The sequence below is a fragment of the Lacrimispora sp. genome, assembly GCF_032078915.1.
Classification (GTDB): domain Bacteria; phylum Bacillota; class Clostridia; order Lachnospirales; family Lachnospiraceae; genus Lacrimispora.
In genome coordinates, this window is the sequence record NZ_DAMAUN010000053.1 from 13875 (window position 1) to 34792 (window position 20918).

The 20918-nt window shown below is 42.1% G+C and carries 17 protein-coding genes; 16 read left to right on the top strand and 1 reads right to left on the bottom strand.

From position 1 onward, the window contains the following. The 4 genes from RT269_RS19075 to RT269_RS19090 form a co-directional block, all read left to right on the top strand. On the top strand, positions 1-271 hold a 271-nt coding region (locus RT269_RS19075; RefSeq protein ID WP_313184963.1), incomplete at its 5' end, for a hypothetical protein. Between the two features lie 356 nt (positions 272-627). Then, the gene (locus RT269_RS19080; RefSeq protein ID WP_313184965.1) at positions 628-4308 is read left to right on the top strand and encodes a YobI family P-loop NTPase; all 3681 of its coding nucleotides are present in this window, start codon (positions 628-630) and stop codon (positions 4306-4308) included. A 171-nt stretch (positions 4309-4479) separates the two neighbouring features. Next, positions 4480-6501, top strand: coding sequence for a KAP family P-loop NTPase fold protein (locus RT269_RS19085; RefSeq protein WP_313184966.1), 2022 nt, complete (start codon positions 4480-4482; stop codon positions 6499-6501). A gap of 386 nt (positions 6502-6887) precedes the next feature. Beyond that, positions 6888-8510 (top strand): recombinase family protein, encoded by a 1623-nt coding sequence (locus RT269_RS19090; protein WP_288827524.1) that lies wholly within the window; start codon positions 6888-6890, stop codon positions 8508-8510. Positions 8511-9040: 530 nt separating this feature from the next. Here RT269_RS19090 and RT269_RS19095 read toward each other — a convergent pair. Next, positions 9041-9931, bottom strand: coding sequence for a LysR family transcriptional regulator (locus tag RT269_RS19095; protein ID WP_313184970.1), 891 nt, complete (start codon positions 9929-9931; stop codon positions 9041-9043). Between the two features lie 259 nt (positions 9932-10190). Between RT269_RS19095 and RT269_RS19100 the strand changes: the two genes are divergently transcribed. The 12 genes from RT269_RS19100 to RT269_RS19155 all read left to right on the top strand — a co-directional run bounded on the left by RT269_RS19100 (position 10191) and on the right by RT269_RS19155 (position 20630). Then, entirely contained in the window at positions 10191-10904 is a 714-nt protein-coding gene (locus RT269_RS19100; RefSeq protein ID WP_313184971.1) for a hypothetical protein, read from the top strand. Continuing rightward, a complete protein-coding gene (locus RT269_RS19105) occupies positions 10858-11094 on the top strand; it encodes a DUF362 domain-containing protein (protein WP_442913831.1) in 237 nt (78 codons plus the stop codon). Before RT269_RS19100 ends, RT269_RS19105 begins: the two co-directional genes overlap by 47 nt. 15 nt (positions 11095-11109) lie before the next feature. Further along, positions 11110-12189: a 3-methyl-2-oxobutanoate dehydrogenase subunit VorB gene (gene vorB / locus RT269_RS19110; RefSeq protein WP_313184973.1), complete on the top strand. Its 1080-nt coding sequence runs from the start codon at positions 11110-11112 to the stop codon at positions 12187-12189. An 11-nt stretch (positions 12190-12200) separates the two neighbouring features. Then, positions 12201-12938: a thiamine pyrophosphate-dependent enzyme gene (locus RT269_RS19115; RefSeq protein WP_312501456.1), complete on the top strand. Its 738-nt coding sequence runs from the start codon at positions 12201-12203 to the stop codon at positions 12936-12938. A gap of 11 nt (positions 12939-12949) precedes the next feature. Further along, complete coding sequence (locus tag RT269_RS19120) at positions 12950-13495, top strand: 2-oxoacid:acceptor oxidoreductase family protein (RefSeq protein ID WP_312442356.1); 546 nt, start codon at positions 12950-12952, stop codon at positions 13493-13495. A gap of 14 nt (positions 13496-13509) precedes the next feature. Next, positions 13510-14415 carry a bifunctional enoyl-CoA hydratase/phosphate acetyltransferase gene (locus tag RT269_RS19125; RefSeq protein WP_313184975.1) on the top strand — a complete coding sequence of 302 codons (906 nt, stop codon included), beginning with the start codon at positions 13510-13512 and terminating at the stop codon, positions 14413-14415. A 19-nt stretch (positions 14416-14434) separates the two neighbouring features. Continuing rightward, entirely contained in the window at positions 14435-15502 is a 1068-nt protein-coding gene (gene buk, locus RT269_RS19130; protein WP_313184977.1) for a butyrate kinase, read from the top strand. Positions 15503-15608: 106 nt separating this feature from the next. Further along, the gene (locus RT269_RS19135; RefSeq protein ID WP_313184979.1) at positions 15609-16997 is read left to right on the top strand and encodes an LVIVD repeat-containing protein; all 1389 of its coding nucleotides are present in this window, start codon (positions 15609-15611) and stop codon (positions 16995-16997) included. A gap of 27 nt (positions 16998-17024) precedes the next feature. Beyond that, complete coding sequence (locus tag RT269_RS19140; RefSeq protein WP_313184981.1) at positions 17025-17960, top strand: NAD(P)H-dependent oxidoreductase; 936 nt, start codon at positions 17025-17027, stop codon at positions 17958-17960. Between the two features lie 79 nt (positions 17961-18039). Continuing rightward, positions 18040-18552: a DUF1097 domain-containing protein gene (locus RT269_RS19145; RefSeq protein WP_312442426.1), complete on the top strand. Its 513-nt coding sequence runs from the start codon at positions 18040-18042 to the stop codon at positions 18550-18552. 2 nt (positions 18553-18554) lie between these two features. After that, positions 18555-19391 (top strand): acetyl-CoA hydrolase, encoded by an 837-nt coding sequence (locus tag RT269_RS19150; protein ID WP_313184983.1) that lies wholly within the window; start codon positions 18555-18557, stop codon positions 19389-19391. Positions 19392-19403: 12 nt separating this feature from the next. Next, the gene (locus RT269_RS19155) at positions 19404-20630 is read left to right on the top strand and encodes an MFS transporter (protein ID WP_313184985.1); all 1227 of its coding nucleotides are present in this window, start codon (positions 19404-19406) and stop codon (positions 20628-20630) included. Positions 20631-20918: the final 288 nt, after the last annotated feature.

The window sequence follows — 20918 nt, forward strand, 5'->3', positions numbered from 1 at the left end:
CGCTGCTTTTCTTGCAGAAATTATACTCAATGATACCGCTCGAGTATGGCGTAGAGGAACTTATTATCGCGTGACAGCAAATAATTACGCTGATAACGATGCTAGGAACAGGTCGCGAGCAATAGCTTTTTATGTTGCTCGAATTGTTGCTGGGATAAAACAAATACTACCTTGTATGTCCAATGAGCTATCTTCTTTATGTAGTGAATTACAACGTTTGGTGTTAGAGAGCATGAAACCAGATCCTTTAGACCAGATTTTCTCAAATTAGGCTAAACTTTTTTAATTCAGATTTGGTATGCCTAACTGCAAAGAAGAGTATATAATGCTTAGATGATATCAAAGCCTCCATTATTTTTATTTGAACAATCCAGTTTTATAAGGGAAGCCACTAGGAAAATTACATATCTTTTCGAGAATGAGATTGGAATTTTATTACAGAATTTTTAAGTAGTGACGGAGAAAGTAAAGAAAAGGGAACTGTTAAAATGATGGCAGTATAGAAGTAAAGATATGAAAAAAAGTATCTAAATATGAAGACGAAGAGTTATACTTAACTGAAAAAGCTGAAAGCTAAATTATCGTCTATTAATAATGGTAAATAATCTGGAATAAGAGGAAAAAGATATGAAATTCATTATTAAAAAAGTGAAGGCTTGGTTATCTTTTAAACTACAGAAAGATAAAACTAAAATAGAATATACAGATTTGGCTCCTATTGACGAAATTGCAAATGGAGATGCGTATCTAAATGCTTTAGACTGGGCATTGAATAACGATAGAGTAAAAAATATAGCGCTGGCTGGGCCCTATGGTGCAGGAAAAAGCAGCATCATTGAGACTTATTTAAAGCAGCATCCAACGATAAAAGGAAATTCTCTTCGAATATCGATGGCCGCGTTTATGGAGAATGCTATTGATGAAGATGGAACTTCCAAAAAGGTTGATATCGGACAAGACGAAATTGAGTTTGGGATTCTTAAGCAACTTTTTTATAAAGTGGACTATAAAAAGATTCCTCAAAGCAGGTATAGAAAACTCCATAAAATCAGTTGGAAACACTTCTGGGGATATTTAATTGGGTTAAGCATCATAATCTCTTTGATGGAATATATTTTCTTCCCCGAAGTGTTTAATTCTATTGTAGATAAAATCATTACAGCGGGTGCTTCCGTTAAATTATCATCTGTAGCTTCCTTATTATTATTCGGAGCTTTGGTTTTAGGTATACTTGCAGTTGTTGCTGTTACATATCGTTCGATTTTATCACATTTTAAAGTTAAGGAGATAAAGTTCCCAATAGATGCTACTGTGAAAAGTGAAGAAGACGCAAATGAAAACGTGTTTAATAAAAACATGGATGAAATTGTCTACTTTTTTGAAGAAACTAAATATCGTCTTGTATTCTTTGAGGACTTGGACCGTTTAGGAGACTCTTCAATTTTCGTTCATCTCCGCGAATTAAATACACTATTAAATAACTATGATGTCATAAAAGAACCGATTGTATTTGTGTATGCTGTTAAAGATGATATTTTTTCTGATGTCGACAGAACAAAATTTTTCGATTTTATCGTACCGGTAATACCAGTTATCAATGCAACAAATTCTGGCGAGTTTTTTTTAGAAAATCTTAATACCTCAAGCAAAATGGGGATAACACATGAAATATCACAGAGCTTTGTATTGGATGTTTCTCCATATATTTCAGATATGAGAATCCTCCAAAATATTTATAATGAGTTCGTTGTCTATAAGAAAACTCTTCGTACAGGGCAGGGCTTGAAGTTGTCGGATGAACTAATGATGGCCCTGGTTATTTTCAAAAATCTCTATCCTCGTGATTTTGCTGATATTCAGATGGAGCGAGGAGTTATTAAGCAGGCTTTTATTGATAAGCAAAAATATTTGATATTGAAGCAGGCTGCAATCCAGAGTGAAATAGATGAGACAACAAAAGTGTTGGCTGGAATACAGTCTGAAGCACTTGAAAATATCAAAGAATTGAAAGTGGCATTGTTAAGTGAGATAACTGACTGGAATGGTGTAGCTTATCAAATCACAACTAATGGAGGCTCTACTACATATGCAGATGACGTCATTCAGAAAAATTTCAATATATCAAAATGGTGCGATTTGAACATTTGCTCTGGTTCTTATTATAAATGGCGTGGAGGTGGAGGACATTCTTTTTCGTGTAATAGATTTTCGGAGATATGTGCATCGTACTCTGAACGAGAAAAAAGAATTAAGTTGATTGAGGAGCGCCGTATTGAAGAAGAACAGGAAAAAGTCGAAAAGCTTAGGATGCAACTTCAAGATATTTCAGGTTGGTCTCTTAAACGACTCGTTGAGCAATTTGGTGTCGAAGAAGTGTTGCTTAGCGAGGTAAGAGAAAACAAGCTGCTGGTGTTTCTGCTTCGTAGAGGATATATAGATGAGAAGTATGCGAACTATATTAACTACTTCAAAGGCAACAGTATTACTAAAGGTGATATGAATTTCATCCTTGCAGTAAAAAACATGGAACCCCAATTATTTTTATATAGTTTGATGAAAACCCCCATGGTTGTTCAAAAATTACAATTATATGAGTTTGGGCAAAAAGCAATCTATAATTTTGATCTTCTGGAATGTTTGTTATCCTCCGATGACCATAGAGAAAAGCTAAATGCTTTCGTAAAGCAGTTAACTGATGAGGATGAACAGAGTTGGAAATTTATTGATGGATTTATAGATTTGACAGATCATCAAAGTTATTTCATTAAATTACTTGCCTCTAATTGGTCCAATATGTGGGGGTACATAGCAAGTAATGCAGTATTAACTTATGAAAGAAAAATTCATTATTTCTCCTTGCTGATTTCAAATGCAGACATTAAGGCAATCGTTGCGATGAATGTAAATAATGAAATCAGTGGATTTATAGAGCAGAATGAAGATATTCTTCAACAATTGACATTAAATTGTGTAGAGAGCATTAAAGTTATTGCTGTTATCGATGCACTCGGTGTGACGTTCAGTAAGGTCTATATTGAAAATGTATCAGAAGATGTGATAGATTATGTATTCGATAATAATTGTTACGAACTGAACCAGCTTATGATTCAACATGTTGTGGAATACAAAAACAAAGCTCTTGTTCCTGATTTGAAGTCTAAGAACTATACAACGATTATTAAGCTTGGCTATGCACAGCTAATTGAATATGTAAGAGGAAATCTTTCGCAGTATATTGAGAAAGTTGTATTGTCTGAAGAACATGTTTTTGATGCAGAGGAGCAGATTGTTGACTTATTAGAGCGAAGCATTGATAACCAAATGTTGTGTATCAATATAATCGTACATGAAGAATTTTGCATGGAGGATATTACATGCTGTTGCGGTGAATTGATAACTGAAAAGGCAAGTGCTGTAAAGGGTATATGGGATTCCTTGTTCAAAAATAATAAGATTCTTCCTACATGGAAAAATGTAAACAGCTACTGGTCAGTGTTCAAATTCACACAGGAGTTTCTAAATTATATTGAAAGTCATACCGAAGATTTAGTAAGTGCTGACTGTCAATGTATCAGTGATGATTTCATTCGAGGGTTTATTGGTGCAGGGGTTGCTGATAGAGTATTTGAAACCCTATTGCCGCATATTCGGATGAATAACTTTGACATTGTTTTGGCCTCTGTTACAGAGAATATAGTAGCTATTATGATTGGCTGTAAGTATTTTGAATTCACAGTGGCTTATTATGATGAGATTAAAAAGACATTTCCAGATTTGCGTGCGGAGTTTATTTTGCAAAATCAGGTTGAATACATTGCGGTGATTGACAATATTCAAATGGATGCTAACCTTCTGGAAAACTTACTGTTCAGTAATAGGCTTGAAGCAGAAAAAGCCCAAATACTTTTTGATACTTATGGCACTCAGTATATGACCAACAGAATTGCAGGGAATTTGCAGTCTATGGGTTTAACTATCAACTTGGAAATTTTCAATAAAGCTTGGGAATGTCTCGATGAATTTAGTAAGTTGAATTTGATGTTGGAGCATTTGGAGTTGTTAGATGCTGAGGCTATACACTCCTGCTTTACTGAACTTGAGAGATGGTACTCGGATTTTCTTGATAGAAGCAAACAGCATATGGTTGAACTAGTGAATACACAACAAAATCAGAAATTGGCCGAACGATTAAAAGCTGTTGATTATATTACGAGTTACACTTTAAAGGAAAAGAGAGTGTATGATTCTGTAACAGAAACGGAAATGGTTAAAACAGTTATTTTGTGCAGGGTTAAAGTAATTAAGTAGACGGAAGCCAATAATAGCAATAATGCGAAGTTCAAATTGGTAGCAGTCCCTTATTATTACTATAAAACAATATAAGAAATGATGATTTGTATGTTAACGTACCATTGTAAATCACAAAGGATAATGGTGTAATATCTTATATATACATTTATTTGGATGGAGGTAATTAAAATGATTAGTCCAGACTTGCCAATTATAAAATCTGATGATGATACATTAAATAGAGGCTCATTTGCCAAAAGTCTTGCACAGGTATTACTACAATATTCCTTTTCGTCTTCATTTGCAATAGGCTTATACGGAGAATGGGGTAGTGGAAAAACATCTCTTTTAAATATGGTACTTGAAACTGTAGAGAACACTGACAACGGTACAGTAATTCTTAAATTTAATCCTTGGTTGTGCTCAGAACCCAAGCAGCTCATTACTCAGTTTTTTAAACAAATGGCAACCGCAGTAAAGATGAAAAAGCCAGCAGCAGATCACGCGTGGGAATTAATCGATCAGTATGCTGATATTTTTGCTGCAGCGAATCTCATTCCTGTTGCAGGTATAGCACTCGCAGCGGCGGGCAAGACATTAGCTAAAGAAGCCAAGAAGCGCGTTGAACAACGAACCAATGATTTACAGGGGAGCAAGGATCTAATTATTGAAAAAATGAAAGAGGAGAACCTGAAAATAGTGGTATCTATAGATGATATCGACCGACTTTCCGAGGAAGAAATTATTGCTGTATTTCAATTGGTTAAAGCGTTGGCGGACTTCCCAAACACAATTTATCTTCTTGCGTTTGACTACGATGTTGTAGTACGTGCGCTTAGCAAGGTACAACATGGTGATGGCCGAGAGTACCTAGAGAAAGTTGTTCAGGTTCCTTTTGAAATACCGGCTCCAAGTATGGTTAGTATTCACAATTCCCTCTTTTCAAAACTCAATGTTATTCTTGGTGATATTCCAGAAGACCAATGGGATAAGGTAACATGGTCAGAACTTTTTCAATTTGGTCTTAAAGAATATATCAGATCCATTAGAGATGTAATACGTTATGCAAATGTTTTTTTCTTAAAATACGAACTTCTGAAGAATGAAACTGATCCAGTTGACTTGCTTGGACTTACATGTCTACAAGTATTTGAGCCAGCCATTTATTCTAAACTTCCTAATTATAAAGATACATTATGTGGCGCAAATAAAGCTTACTCGTACGAAAAGCAAAAAGCCGAAGAAGAAAAGGTAAGAAACACCATTGATGCCCTCATTCCTGATAGTGCGATAGCTTCGAATATAGAAGCTGTAAAGAAGATACTAGGAATTCTATTTCCTAGAACACAGTCTATTACTGGCACATCTTATAATGTGGGCAGATATTATACACATAAGAGTTTCTTAATAAGTAATAAAATTGCAGTGCCCGCATGCTTTGACAGATACTTTTCATTAACGCTGGAAGTAGATGCTATACCTACGGCTACAATAAAACAATTAATTTATGTAGCGAAGGAATCTGACTTTATGGAAGGAATTAATCGTATTTATCATGAAGGAAAGATTGAACGGCTACTTGAAGAAATCCAAGCATATGCCAATAAACGAGATTCAGTGATTGTTCCTCCAGAACGAGCATCACTAATAATTACATGTCTTGCCCGTAAATGGAATTCCTTCAGAGTTGATGATACCGGATTCTTGACTGTTCCATTTGCATGGAGACTCCTTAATTGCGTTGATCCGTTATTAGAATCAATAGATTTATCTTGTCGATATCCTTGTATCCGTTCAGTCTTTGAGGATCACGAGGTTCAGCCATCAACGTTATCACTATTGCTACACGATTTTGAATTCCAGCATGGCCGTTTTACTGAAAAAGCCACACGAGAGAATGAGCAAATAATTACGCTGGATGAAGTTTTAGAATTAGAACAGATTTTTAGAAAAAGGGCTATAGAAGCATTAGACACAGGAACGGCTTTAAAGCACTATAATGGATTAACGTTTTTATGGATGTTAGGGCAATTAGATGCTGAGCTTGTTGCGAGCAAAAAGAAATCACTGATTACGGATGATATTTCACTTATAAAAGTTCTTGGTTATTGTACTTCTCACGGAACCATTACAGCACAGATTGTTTCAAAAACATGGAAAATTGACCAGCAATCCCTTGGAGAATTCATCGATGTAAATGAAGCCTATTGACGAATTTGCACATTTGTGAAAACAAACGAATTTTATAATCTTTCAAAAGACGATCAGATGGATACTGTTGCATTCTTAATTTCAATGGAGAAAAAGAATCAAGCAAGCGTGATGGGCAACTATATATATGAACAGTCTATTCGTAAAGAGTTGTGCAAATTGATTAGTAAGGAATAGACATGTGGCATGTTGTGTTAAATGATGTGAGCGGCTCATTATGTTTACTTAATGTTAATCAGCGAACTAATATTTAAGAATATGTTGATATAGCTTTCTAATGAATTGTGTGAGATAATGAGATTGGCGATAGCCAAAGCTCCTTGAAAATTTCATATATCAAGTGTCCAGTCTCTCACATAATTTTTATATGAGAGGAAGGATACAATATGGCTGAAAGAGTTTATTGTTTATACAGAGTTTCTACCACCAAGCAGGTAGACCACAACGACCAAAATCAAGCGGATATACCAATGCAGAGAAAAGCCTGCCGTGAGTTTGCAGAACGTATGGGTTGGACAATCATTCGAGAAGAGCAGGAAACCGGTGTTTCTGGATTTAAAGTTTGTGCAGCGGATCGGGATAAACTTCAGCTCGTTAAAGAGCATGCTGAAAAAGGGAAGTTTGATATTCTTCTGGTATTTATGTTCGATCGGCTAGGCAGAAAATCTGACGAAACTCCTTTTGTTGTAGAATGGTTTGTAAAGAATGGTATTAAAGTATGGAGTGTCAATGAAGGCGAACAACGCTTCGAGTCCCATACTGATCGCCTAACAAATTACATACGTTTCTGGCAGGCTGACGGCGAAAGCCAGAAAACTTCCATAAGAACCAAAACGGCCCTCGGCCAAATGGTTCAGGAAGGTCGCTTCCGAGGCGGAGTGGCGCCATACGGATATCGACTTGAAAAAAGCGGAGTAATGAACAAGCGTAAGCATGAGGTCAATAAACTGGTGATTGATGATGAAGAAGCTGAAGTAATACACATGATGTATAGCTTATGCGTATCTTCCGGATATGGGCGCTGGCGTATCGCTATGTTTTTAAATGATAAAGGTATCAAAACCCGGAATGGTGCAAACTGGCATGAATCATCAGTAGGAGCAATTTTAAAGAATGTAACCTATAAAGGGATACTCCGAAGCGGAACCACTTTTTCGGAACCATTTAAGGAACTTCAAATTATTGATCCCTACACTTTTGATCTTGCTCAGGCGCTAATAGAAGAACGCATCAATGAGAAGAAGGAAGAGAGAACTACTCCGTTAAATACTTCAGGACAGTCACTTCTATCAGGGAATGTATTTTGTGGTCACTGTGGAGGCCGTCTGGTATTAACAACCAACGGCAAAATAGTTAAACTGGCGAATGGTGAAACAAAAGGCGTTAAGCGAATACGATATATCTGCTACAATAAAACAAGGCGCCGTCTTGATTGCGCTGGTCAGACAGGATATACAATGCACTTACTTGACGATGCTGTTATTCAAGTGCTGCATCAAATTTTTGACCGCATGTCACTAGTGCCTGACAACATGATTGTTGGCAACGCACAAGATCATCACATGGCAGAACTTCGAACAGAAATTAAAAGGGTAAAAGCTGAGAATACCAAGGCAAATACGGAATATGAATCATTAAAGGCTGAAGTTGTCAAAGCAGTACAAGGAAAAAGTAAAATGCCCGTGGATGTCCTATCGGAGTTAGTCAATGAAAGCCGTGATAGGGTTCTTACAACTAGTGAACGACTGACTGCACTTATGGCAGAGTTTGAGCGAGGTAACGAAAAGGCTACGGAAATGAAAAATGAACTTTCGCGTATTCGTACATGGTCAGAAATTTTTGATGATAGTAATATGGAAGTCAAGAAGATGATAACCAGTTACATTATAAAACGGGTAAACGTATTTAAGGATTATAAACTGGATATTGAGCTAAACCTGAATATACAGCAATTTCTTAATGGAATTGATAATATAACCGAGGAAAAAGCTGCTACAGTAGCATCGTAAATTAACACACATTCGCAATAAGCTCTTCACAGCTGAGTAAATATATCTTATATATAAAAAAGTGGTTTTTGGGGGTGCACACCCGACATATCGGGAGAGCGCTTGAATGGCATTCAAGAGGTCATGGGTTCGAATCCCACTATCTCCACTAAAACAATAAGCCGCAGGCATGAATGCTTGCGGCTTAAATTATAACTTATAGAGACGGTACACTTGATAGGAGTCAAGATAAAATAATGAAAGGTACATCATCAACTACGAGGATGTGCCTTTTTATCATCCGATATAAAAGTATGGGCTATGTTTTTGGAAAACGAAAAACATAGTCCTTTTATTGTATGGCGATCTATTAATAAACCACCTGCTATGCACAACATCATAAACTTAAGGATGCTGAATTGAAAAATAAATTCCAGTGCAAAGTTAAATTCCACCGTATTGATAAAAACGGGCCGAACGAACATGATTGTATGTTCATCTGGCAGCTGCCGCGGCAGCAAGCGAAAACCGTGAAGTGTGTTTCCGCTCGATTATATATAAGTGAAGAACTTATCAATCGTAGGATTCTGGTTTTCTTTATACCGTGCAATCACGATTTCGCATAAGTCAGAATCCTTGTTCAGCGGAATGGTGACGATCTTTCCTAAATTCCGGCTGGAAGCAAGGGCGTAGGACGGCACGATGGCAGCTCCCATACCGGAGGCCACCATTAGGGCTGTAATGTCAAAGTTGTCAGAATATATCGTATTAGGAGTGAAGCCGGAACGGATAAAATGAGCCATAGTGTTTCTGTAATGTCCGAAATCATCGTCTCTTTCTTTTGTGGCGGTAAAAATAAACGTGTTATTTTTCAAATCAGACAGATCCAGCTCACTTCTGGAGGCCAGCGGATGAGAGGGAGGAAGCATGACAATCAGTTTATAGACACCTAAGGTACGGCAGACGATGCCTTCTTCCTCCAATTCGCTCTTTGAGAAGCAGACGTTGACAATGATGTCAAGAGATCGATTCAGCAGTGAGGCGTATAGTTTTCCCGTGTCGGCTTCGCGAAAAGAAAGAGAAACATTGGGATAACCGGTATGGAAGGAGCGGAGTATATCGGGGAACCGCGGATTGTCATATCCTCCTATGATTCCAATATTTAAGCTGCCTGTAAAACCGGTAGCAGCTTTTTTTGTTTTCGCAACGGCGTCATCTGCACGGGTTAAGATTGCCTTTGCTTCTGTATAAAAGACTGTACCCGCCGGAGTAAGCTCCACATGCCTCTTTGTCCGCCTCAGTAATTTCACGTCAAGATTATCTTCTAATGTCTTAATTTGCTGTGTTACGGCGGTCTGGGAAATGAAAAATTTTTCTGCTGTTTTTGTAAAACTTAAGCTTTCGGCTACGGAAACGAAATATTCTAACTGTCTGAGATTCATAAAAATCACTCCCCTTAAAATTGATCCATATATAACTAAAACTTATTATAACCCACAAAATTCGTTTTGAAAAGTCCCTAATCCTAAAAATTATGTAAAATGCACAAATATTAAGGCGCTATTTAAGAGATATTACCATATAAATAACTTTTTCTTATGAGAAACACTAAAATATATTCTTGAAATTGACAAAAAAACTCATTAATATACCAATGAGGTAAGAAATCAAGCAGGATATCCCTTGCGGAAAGGATAGGATATGAAAGCAAAATATAATAATTTCTTATTTATCGGTGAAGCAGGAAGCGGAAAAAGTGAGATTGCGGTGAATGCGGCAAGGAAACTTTTGACCTCCGGCGATAAGAAAGTTCATTTTTTTGACATGGATATGACAAAGCCTTTATTCCGTTCCAGAGATATCTGCGGGGACCTTTTCGGCTTGGGGATGGAATTCCATTATGAGGAGCAGTTTATGGACGCGCCAACACTTGTGGGAGGCGTGAGCCGCTTTTTAAAGGATGAGGAAGCATATACGGTTCTGGATGTGGGAGGCGATTACATTGGTGCACGATCCATCGGAGGTTTCGCCCCGTATATAAACCGGGAGGATACCATGGTCTACTATGTGATCAACCCTTACCGCCCATGGTCTTACGACTTAGAACACATTGACAAGGTTCTTGGCGAAGTCCTGGGAGTTTCCCATATAAGTGTTGACAAGGTTCATTTAATCAGTAATCCCAACATGGGTCCGGCCACCACGGCCGGAGAAGTCCTGGCAGGCAATAAAAAACTGGAAAAAATAGTGGCTCCTTATAAAGAACTGGATTTTTTATGTGTGAGAGAAGAGCTTTTTCCGGAGGTAAAGGACAGGCTATCCATTCCGGTAATGCCCATACATCTCTATCTTACCTATCCATGGGCTGTTGCGGAAAAACAAAAAGGAGGAAGTGAAGGACATGGGAGAAATTAGAGTAGTGACAGAACGCTGCAAAAGCTGCGGCTATTGTATCAAGTTCTGCCCTAAAGGTGTGCTGACAATCGGAGACAAAGTGAATTCCAAGGGTTACGAATATGTAACTCCATCAAATATGGAAGCTTGCATTAGCTGCTGCATATGCGGACGAATGTGCCCGGAGGGCGCCATTGAGATTTATAAGTAAAAGGAGGAAGAAAAAATGTCCAGAGTATTCATGAAAGGCTGTGAAGCAATCGCGGAGGCAGCCGTTAGAGCAGGATGCCGATTTTTTGCCGGGTATCCCATCACACCGCAAAACGAAATACCGGAATATTTTGCCAGAAGAATGCCGGAGGTTCACGGCAGCTTCGTTCAGGGAGAGTCTGAGGTGGCTTCCATAAATATGGTTTATGGTGCGGCAAGCGCCGGAGTCAGGGCCATGACCTCTTCCTCCAGCCCGGGAATTTCTTTAAAGAGCGAAGGAATTTCCTACTGCGCGTCGGCACGGATTCCTATGGTCTATGCCAATATTTCCAGAGGGGGCCCCGGCGTTGGTTCCATTCAGCCCGCCCAGATGGATTATTATCAGGCCACCAAGGCATCCGGAAACGGCGGCTTCAAGATGCTGGTATTTGCTCCGTTTACGGTACAGGAAGCTGTTGATATGACTTATGCGGCCTTTGATTATGCGGACCGTGACAGAAATCCGGTGCTTATTCTGGCCGACGGCGTGATCGGCACCATGATGGAGCCGGTAGTGCTTCCTGAGATGAAGTCAGATGAGGAAGTTGAAGCGATGAAGGAAGGAAAGAAGTCCTGGGCCTGCATCGGCCATCCTTTCGATCATGAGAAGCGTTCCTGGATTCAGCCGGGACACTGGAAGACAACTGATATGCAGAAGGCCAATGAAGATGCAGAGGCTCTTTATACTTCCTGGGAAAAGGAAGCAAAGGCAGAAGAGTATCAGCTTGAGGATGCAGAGGTTGTAATCGCCGCTTACGGAATTTCCGCCAGAATCGCAAAGTCAGCGGTAGACATGCTCCGCAAGGAAGGCGTAAAAGCCGGACTGATCCGCCCTATAACCGTTTATCCTTTCCCATACTCTGCCTTCGATCACATTAACTATGATAAAGTTAAGGCCGTCCTGGATGTAGAAATGTCCATTCCGGCTCAGTTCGTGACTGATGTGGAAGCCGGCATTAAGGGACGCTGTCCCATAGAAACCTGTCTTTGCTCAGGCGGAAACATCATGAGCAGAGAAGCAGTTATAGAGGCAGTAAAAGAGATTGTCAAAAAATAGGAGGAGGAAAGATGGAAAAAATTTATTCAAGAACGAAGACAATCCAGGAAGACAAAATTTCCGGATTTTGCCCGGGTTGTATGCACGGAACCGTGATGAAGCTCATCGGTGAGGTGTTAGATGAAATGAACTTAGCGGACAAGGCGGCCTGCGTACTTGGAATCGGCTGCTGCGGTCTTCAGATGGATTACATGGCTTATGACAACACAACCGCTCCTCACGGACGCGCCTGTGCCGTAGCAACCGGAATGAAAAAGGCAAATCCGGACAGCCTGGTATTCACTTATCAGGGCGATGGAGATTTCGCTTCCATCGGCCTGGCAGAATCCATGTCTGCAGCAAACCGGGGAGAGAACATTGCGGTTATTTTTGTCAACAATGGAATTTACGGCATGACAGGCGGACAGATGGCTCCAACCACGCTGCTGGGCATGAAGGCCTCCACCAGCCCCAAGGGACGTGATCCCAAGGAGCACGGCTATCCCATGCATATGTGCGAGATATTAAACCAGCTGACAGCCCCGGCTTACTTAGAACGGACCAGCTGCAATACCCCGCAGAATGTGATGAAAACCAAGAAAGCCATCAAAAAGGCATTCCAGAATCAGCTGGACGGCAAGGGCTTTTCCATGGTGGAAATCGTTACAAGCTGCCCGACCAACTGGGGCTTAGACCCAATCAAGTCCCTGGATTTTATAGAAGAAAAGATGCTGTCTGAGTTCCCCTTAGGCATCATCAGAGACAGGTAAGGAGGAAAAAAATGGAAACAAATTTATGTGTGGCCGGTTTCGGCGGCCAGGGAGTTATGACACTGGGGAAGTTCCTGGCTTCCGCCACCTGTGATTCGACGGATAAAAATGTTACGTTTTTTCCCTCTTACGGAGCTGAGCAGAGAGGAGGAACGGCCAACTGCTTCGTGGTGATTTCCGATGAGGCCATCGGTGCCCCATTAGGGGATGTGATGGATGATTTAATCATCATGAACGGCCCGTCCTTACAGAAGTTCCTGCCAACGTTAAAAAAGAACGGAACTCTTTTCATCAACAGTTCTATTGTAAACGGAGATATTGACCGGGACGATGTGACAATTGTAAAAGCCCCGGTTACGGAGCTTGCCTTAGAGCTTGGCAACGCCAGGGTCTTAAATGTCATCATGCTTGGTGTTTATGTGGGCTATACAGATGTCATTGATGCGGAAATTGTCTGGTCAGCCGTTGAGCACAAGCTTGGTTCCAAACCAAAGCTTCTTCCTCTTAACCGCCAGGCTTTTGAAAAGGGACTTGAAATAGGCAGAACGCAGAGATAAGGAGAGAGGAACAAATGGTTTATAAAAGCTTTGACGAACTGATTGAAAAGGTAAAGGGGTATTCTTCCATAAAGCGGATGGCCATCGCTGCCGCCGGAGAAAGACATACCTTAGAGGCTGCCTTCCATGCCAGAAAAGAAGGAGTTGCAAGACCTGTTCTGGTAGGAGATGAGGCGGAAATCCGCCGGATCATGAAGGAAATGGGGGAAGAGGTTCCAGACGAGGATATCTATCCCGCAGCAGATAATAAAGAGGCGGCAGAGCTTGCCGTTTCCCTGGTAAGAGAAGGAAAAGCAGATTTCCTCATGAAGGGTTATTTAGATACAGGCGTTATTTTAAAAGCGGTTGTGAACAAGGAGCAGGGACTGGGAAAAGGCGGCGTTATGTCTCATTTTACCATGTTTGACGTTCCTGGCTACCACAAGATTTTAGTTCCTGTAGACGGCGGCATGGTTACTTATCCGACTCTGGAGCAGAAAAAGGCCATCATTGAAAATACGGTGGATACCCTGATTGCCATGGGCTACGACTGTCCCAAGGTAGGCGTGCTGGCTTGCGTGGAAAAAGTCAATTCCAAGATGCCCGAGACAGTCGAGGCCGCAGAGCTGGCACGCATGAACCGGGACGGGGAAATCAAAAACTGTATCGTGGAAGGTCCAATTTCCTATGACTGCGCCGTGGATGGGGAAATTGCCAAATTAAAGGGCTATGAGAGCCGGATCGCCGGGGATGTGGATGTCCTGGTAGCCCCCAATATCCATGCAGGAAATATCATGGGAAAGATGCTGACCTGCACTTGTAAGGCCAAGATGGCCGGTTTCGTGGTAGGAGCCAAATGTCCTGTTGTCCTGACCTCAAGAGGTTCTTCCGCAGAGGAAAAATTCCTTTCCATCGTCGTTTCTGCGGCAGCGTCTAATTAAAAGAGAAGGAGAGACTTTCATGAGTTATAAGATTTTAGCTGTTAATCCAGGCTCTACCTCTACAAAGATTGCCGTTTACGAGGATGAAAAGGAGCTTTTTTCAGAAAGCATCGTACATTCTGACGAAGAGTTAAAAAAGTACGAAAAGGTCACCGATGAATTCGACATGCGTAAGGAAACGATTCTAAACTCCATGAAAAACCATGGCGTGGAAGAAAAAGACTTATCTGCCGTGGTTGGAAGAGGCGGACAGCTGGTAAAGATCCATGCGGGCGGATATTTGGTCACCCAGGATATGAAAGAAAAGCTTGTGGATCCGTCCACCATCGAACACGCTTCCAACTTAGGCGCTTTGATTGCAGATGCCATTGCCGCTCCTTTGGAAATTCCCTCTTACATTTACGATGCGGTGGGCTCCGATGAGATGAAGGATATTGCCAAAATCACCGGTATGCCTGAGATCGTAAGAGAGAGCTTCTGCCATGTTTTAAATTCCAAGGCCATGGCCCGGAAGTTGGCTGCAAAAGCCGGTAAGACCTACCAGGAGATGAACTTTATCGTAGCTCATTTGGGCGGCGGCATCTCCGTGAGCGCCCACGAAAAAGGCCGGATTGTGGATGCCATTCCATCGGATGGCGGCCCGTTTTCCCCTGAGAGATCCGGAAGTATTCCCTTAAACTACATAGTGGACATGTGCTGCAGCGGAAAATACAGCAAGCGGGAAATGACGAAAAAGATAACCGGAATGGGCGGCATTAAGGCTTATTTAGGAACGTCCAGCTGTTTAGAAGTGGAAAAGATGATTGCAGACGGAAACCAGCAGGCAAAGACCATCTTTGAGGCAGAGGCTTATCAGATTGCCAAGGGAATCGGAGAGATGTCTCCGGTGTTAAAAGGAGATGTTGACGCCATTATTTTAACAGGCGGCGTTGCCTATTCCCAGATGCTGACAGGCTGGATTACAGAGTATGTGAAATTCATTGCCCCGGTAATTGTTATGCCGGGAGAAAATGAGCTGGAATCATTAGCCGCCGGAGCTCTCCGGATACTTAAGGGAGAAGAAATGGCTGTCCCTTATAAGAAATAAGATGAATAAAAGGTGGCCGGATATATTCTTGCCAACCTCCTCCGGCCGCCTTTTTATCATATAAAACCATGTATTAACACAATTATTCAAAGAAAGGAAAAAACTTATGCAGGATACATTCTATGCAAAGGGAAAAGGGAACAGCGGTTTCCTTAAGAACCTGGAAGTCTGTTCCTTCAACAATTTGGACGGAAACTGCGGCATGTTCCAGATGGCCCTCTATAAGACTGAAGCAGGAAAGTACTATCTGTTCGGATGCTGCTTCGGGGGAAACCAAAACGGTGTCATGATCAGTGATGTGACAGATCCCTATAATCCGAAATTCGTAAAACATTTTGAACTTTTAGATCCCAGGGAATATCCGACAACTACCTGCCCAAAGCTTCAGATTGCCGATGATCTAATGATCGTGGCAATGAGCTGCGGAAGCGGCCCGGGAGAACTGGTAGACCAGCCAGGTAAAGATGAGGTGAAATGCGAGGCAGGTATCCGCATTTACAGCCTGAAAAATGATCCTGAAAATCCTGAATTCTTAGGCGACTGGGACTGCGGCTTAAAGCACGTGCTGGGCGTACACCGTTTTATGTACAACGGGGGTAGATATGTACATTTATCCAGTGACTGCGTAGGTTTTGAAGGTATGATTTACCGCATCGTCGATATTGAGGATCCCACTCATCCCGTAGAAGTAGGACGCTGGTGGAGACCTGACCAGTATGCGGACGGCTATCCGGACCGCGAATTTGATCCGGGTGCACCTCACGTTCCGGCTTTTATGGATAAGGGCTGGCTTCACGGACCGCCATTTGTACGTGACGGAATCGCATACTGCGGATGGGGCGGTGCAGGGCTGGTTGTCCTGGATGTCCATGATGTAACCAGACCGAAATGCTTAGGCGAATTAAAGTTGATGCCTGCATTTTCCAGCGAACTGTCGGGAGCAAGAACCCATACGGCCCTTCCTCTTCCGGGCAGAGATTTAGTTGTTTGCCAGAACGAAGGCGAGCGCTTCCAGTTCTTTACACCGGATAAGATCAAACGCGCCCAGGCTTTAAACAATCTGCATATGATCGATGTAAGCGATCCAAAGCATCCTACCCTGATTGCAGAGTTCCCGTATCCGGAAGTCCCTGAGGCTTTCCCATATCAAAACTTTAACGTGGCAGGCCTTGGCGTACCGGGACCTTTCGGCCCTCACAACATCCATGAGCCTATGAGCAACAAGCCATGGCTGGAACAGAGAGGCGACAGGCTTTACTGCTGCTATTTCCATGCGGGACTTCGGGTCTATGATGTATCCGATCCTTATTACATCAAGGAAATCGCTTACTTTATCCCACCGAATCCAAACAAGAAGCCGGAAGAGTCCTATTTTCCAAACTTCCCTGGCCCCCGCCTTGCGGTGACGGAGGATCTTGTGGTGGATGACAGAGGCTATATCATCATCGACGCCTTAGACGACGGCTTTTACATTTTAAAAATGAAAGAAAATTAATATTCACATAATAAGGAGAATACAAAAATGAAGGTTTTAGGCATTTCTTTCGGGACCAAGAACGGGACCAATGATTCCATGTGTATGGAAGCTTTAATGGGAGCAAAGGAAGTCGGTGCCGATGTGGAATTTATCCAGATGTCTGCATTAAACATCAGACACTGCACCGGCTGCTGCGCCTGTGCAAAGACTCTTTTAAGCGGCAAAGGCAACATGTGCACCATTAAGGATGATGATTTCGAATGGCTTCTTGACAAGATGCTGGATGCGGATGGAATCATTATCAGCGATCCTATTTTTGAAGAGGGAGCTTCCGGCTTATTTCACACTGTTACAGACCGTTTCGGCCCGAGAACAGACAGAGGAAATAACGTCATCGGCACCAAGATCGCTCAGGAAACCGGCGGAAAGATCCCGGATCACCGTCTTTTAAAGGACAAGGTTATCTCCTACATCGGCGTGGGTGGTTCCGACTGGGGAACCAGAGTACAGTGCGAGCATGCCATGCACGCTTTGACTCCTATGTGGAAAGTCATTGACAATGCCTGGTATCCGTGGGCAAAGTCCATCCTCATGGAGGATGATAAGCTTGCTGAAGTTCACCAGCTTGGCTGCAACTTGGCGGAAGCTGCAAAGGACGTGGAGAAAGCCGAATATAAGGGCGAAGAGGGTGTATGTCCTCACTGCCATAACAAGCTGTTCTACTTAGAGCCGGATTCAACAAAAGCAATCTGCGGCCTGTGCGGAATGGTAGGGGAAATGGAGATTGAAGACGGAAAGACAAAATTTGTTTTCTCGGAGGAGCAGTTAGAGCATGCACATGAAACTCTGTCCGGAAAGTTCATCCACGGCGAAGATATCCGGAAAAACGAGGGGGCTTTTGCAGAGCTGCGCAAGACCGAGGAATTCAAGATCCGTAAGAAGAAATACACAGACTTTATCACTCCAACAATGGTAAGATAAACGGTCCCCCCAGTCTTTCGGTGCTTCTGGGAAAAATTCCAGTGTGGATAGTTTTTGAAACGGAGAACAAATAGAATTTATGCATATTAACAAACAAATCTGTATCCTGGCTGCGGCCATTGCGGTCTTTCCGCCCTTATGGGCGGTGGCCGCGCCGTATCTGGGAATTAAAACAGGAGCAGTGGCTTTAATTTGTGCAGGTATCTATGCGGCAAACGGAAGTAAGAGAGAAGACGCTTTAAAAATAACGGTCGGTTTTTGGTTCGGTGATTTTTGGGCGTGTCTTTCTCTTTTGATCATGGGGAATTTAATTCTGGGAGAAAACCTGGGATTATTTTTAACCCTGGCTGTTTTAGGCTTTGCGGCTGTACTCATCGCCTCTGCTTTAGAAAAATTCATATACCTGCCTGCCTGGCTCGGCGGCTGGGCCATTGGCCTAAGTTTGATGACACTAGAAACTTTAAGTTTTGATAAAACCATGCCTTTTCAGATCGGGGCAGCCATGGCAGTGGGAGTCTGGTATGTAGGGGCAGGAGTGGATTTTTTCTGTAAATTGATTGAAAAGAAATCACAGCCAAAAAAGGAGAAATAAAAATGGGAACAGAATTTGATCCTATGCGGAGCTTTATCTATGTAGATGTAATAAAGGAGGAGTACAGACATAAACTTCAACACTGGCTATATTTCCATCACATTCCGGAAAGTATTTCCCAATTTGAACCTTACTGCACCAAGTATGCTTTTTACAATGCACTTCCGGTTCCTGAGGGCGGAGAAAGATTTGGAACGGCCCGCATGCAGATTACAGAGCACAGCTGGCTTGTAAATATTATGGATCCGGCCCTTAAGGTAAAGGCATTCCAGGAATATATGCCGATTGAAGCCTTAAAGTGGCAGGGAACCGTGCCGGAGACGGCAGGAGATGTGCTGATGTCGGGAGACGATGCCAGATGCACCGGCGGAAATAACGGCTGCATGCCATTCGTATTCGCTTTCTGTCCCATGTGGTGGGAAGAAGATGTAAAGGGCGCCGGACGTACTCTGACAGAGGGCGCCAATTACCGCTGGAATTTTGCCCTGACTTACCCGGAGGGAATTTCCAAAGAAGAAGGGGATAAGTGGCTGTTTGAAGAAGTATTCCCTTATTTTGAAGCAAATAACTGTTGTACCCGTATTCTGACCAGCAAGGTAAGACAGGAAATCAATGGCTGTCCTATGTACAGAGTAGTGGAAATGTGGTTTACAGGTCCTACAGCATGGCATCATCTGGCTGTGGAAACCGCTGATAAGATTAAATCGCCGTCATGGGCAAAAGACGGAGATGTATTCCCGTATCTGAAGTCCGGCTTTGAGATAAGGGGAGCATTTGTCACAGATTATCCGACCTGTGACGCCTACAGCCAGTACAGAGGCTATATACCCAAAAGATAAGGAGTAATATAAATGAAGCGGAATCGTTGGTTTTATGCGGCAGTCGGCGTAATACTCATGTTGTTTGCGGGGCTTATTTATGCATGGAGCGTTCTTTCCAGGCCTCTTGCAGAATATTTTACGGAGTGGACCAGTGCACAGTTATCCTTTACTTTTACTATCTGCATGACATTTTTCTGCCTGGGCGGTGTTCTGGCCGGTTTTCTCTCCGGCCGGATTAATGCAAAATTCAATTTAGCTGCATCAGCATTGCTTTTTCTTGCCGGTTTTTTCATTGCTGCTAATACCAGTTCTCTTGCCGGTCTTTACATCGGCTACGGGATTTTGGCGGGAACCGGGTCAGGCGTTGCCTATAATACGGTTATGGGAACAGTTACAAAATATTTCCCGGATAAGCCGGGCCTGATTTCGGGAATCCTGCTTATGGGTTTTGGAATAGGAAGCTTCATTATTGGAAAGGTGTATCAGGCTTATACAGGGCCGGGAGAAGGATGGCGAACCTCCTTTGAAATTTTTGGGATTCTGCTTTTCGTTGTTATGATTTTATGCAGCTTCTTACTTAAGGCACCGAAGGAAAAGGAGGATAGCTGTGAAAGCGGGGAGGAAGCAGCCGCTGTGGAAGCATCTGGGAGGGAAACATCTGGGATAGAAGTCATTGAGATGGAACCTGCTGCAATGCTTAAAAGAAGCTCATTCTGGCTCTACTTCATCTGGGCGGTTCTCTTATGCGCCGCCGGGCTTGCGGTAATTTCACAGGCTGGCGGCATGGTGCTGGAGGTGAGCCCGGATATTTCAGCCGGAACGGTTTCTACTGTAGTCGGTCTTATTTCCGTATTTAACGGAATCGGCCGGGTTCTGTTCGGCGGTTTGTTTGATAAGATCGGCCGGGTAAAAACCATGGTGTTTAATGAAATTCTGTTTTGCGCTGCTCTTGGTCTGCTGATTTTGTCCCTGATGACAGGCATCCTGCCTGCGCTGGTTGCAGGCTTTATGATCATGGGCCTTGCCTATGGCGGCGTGCCTACCACGAATTCAGCATTTGTAGGCGCATTCTATGGGAAGAAGAACTATTCAGTGAACTTTTCCCTGCTGAATTTAAATCTGATATTTTCTTCCTTTGGAAGCACCATTGCTGGACTTCTCTACGATACAAGCGGTTCTTATTTCAGCACACTGATCGCTATGCTTGGTGCGGTTATAGTTGGAATTGTTATTGCCGTAATGATAAAAAAACCATAATATAGATCGGCCAAAAGTGATATGTACCCCCTTTACTGGACAAAACCAGTAAAGGGGGTTTTTACGTGAAATATATTATCAATTTATTTATGATAAATTAGTTATCTTTTCAAAAAAAGTAATTAGCGCTCATAATACTCGAAGTAAAAAGAATTCATGTAAAGTGGATTTCTCAAAATCATTTGATTTAGTAGTCAAAGATCATAAAGCTGATAGTAATACTACTGAATATCAGTATTATGAGTTGTTACAATTAATAAAAGATACATTTAAAAAATATCCTAATAG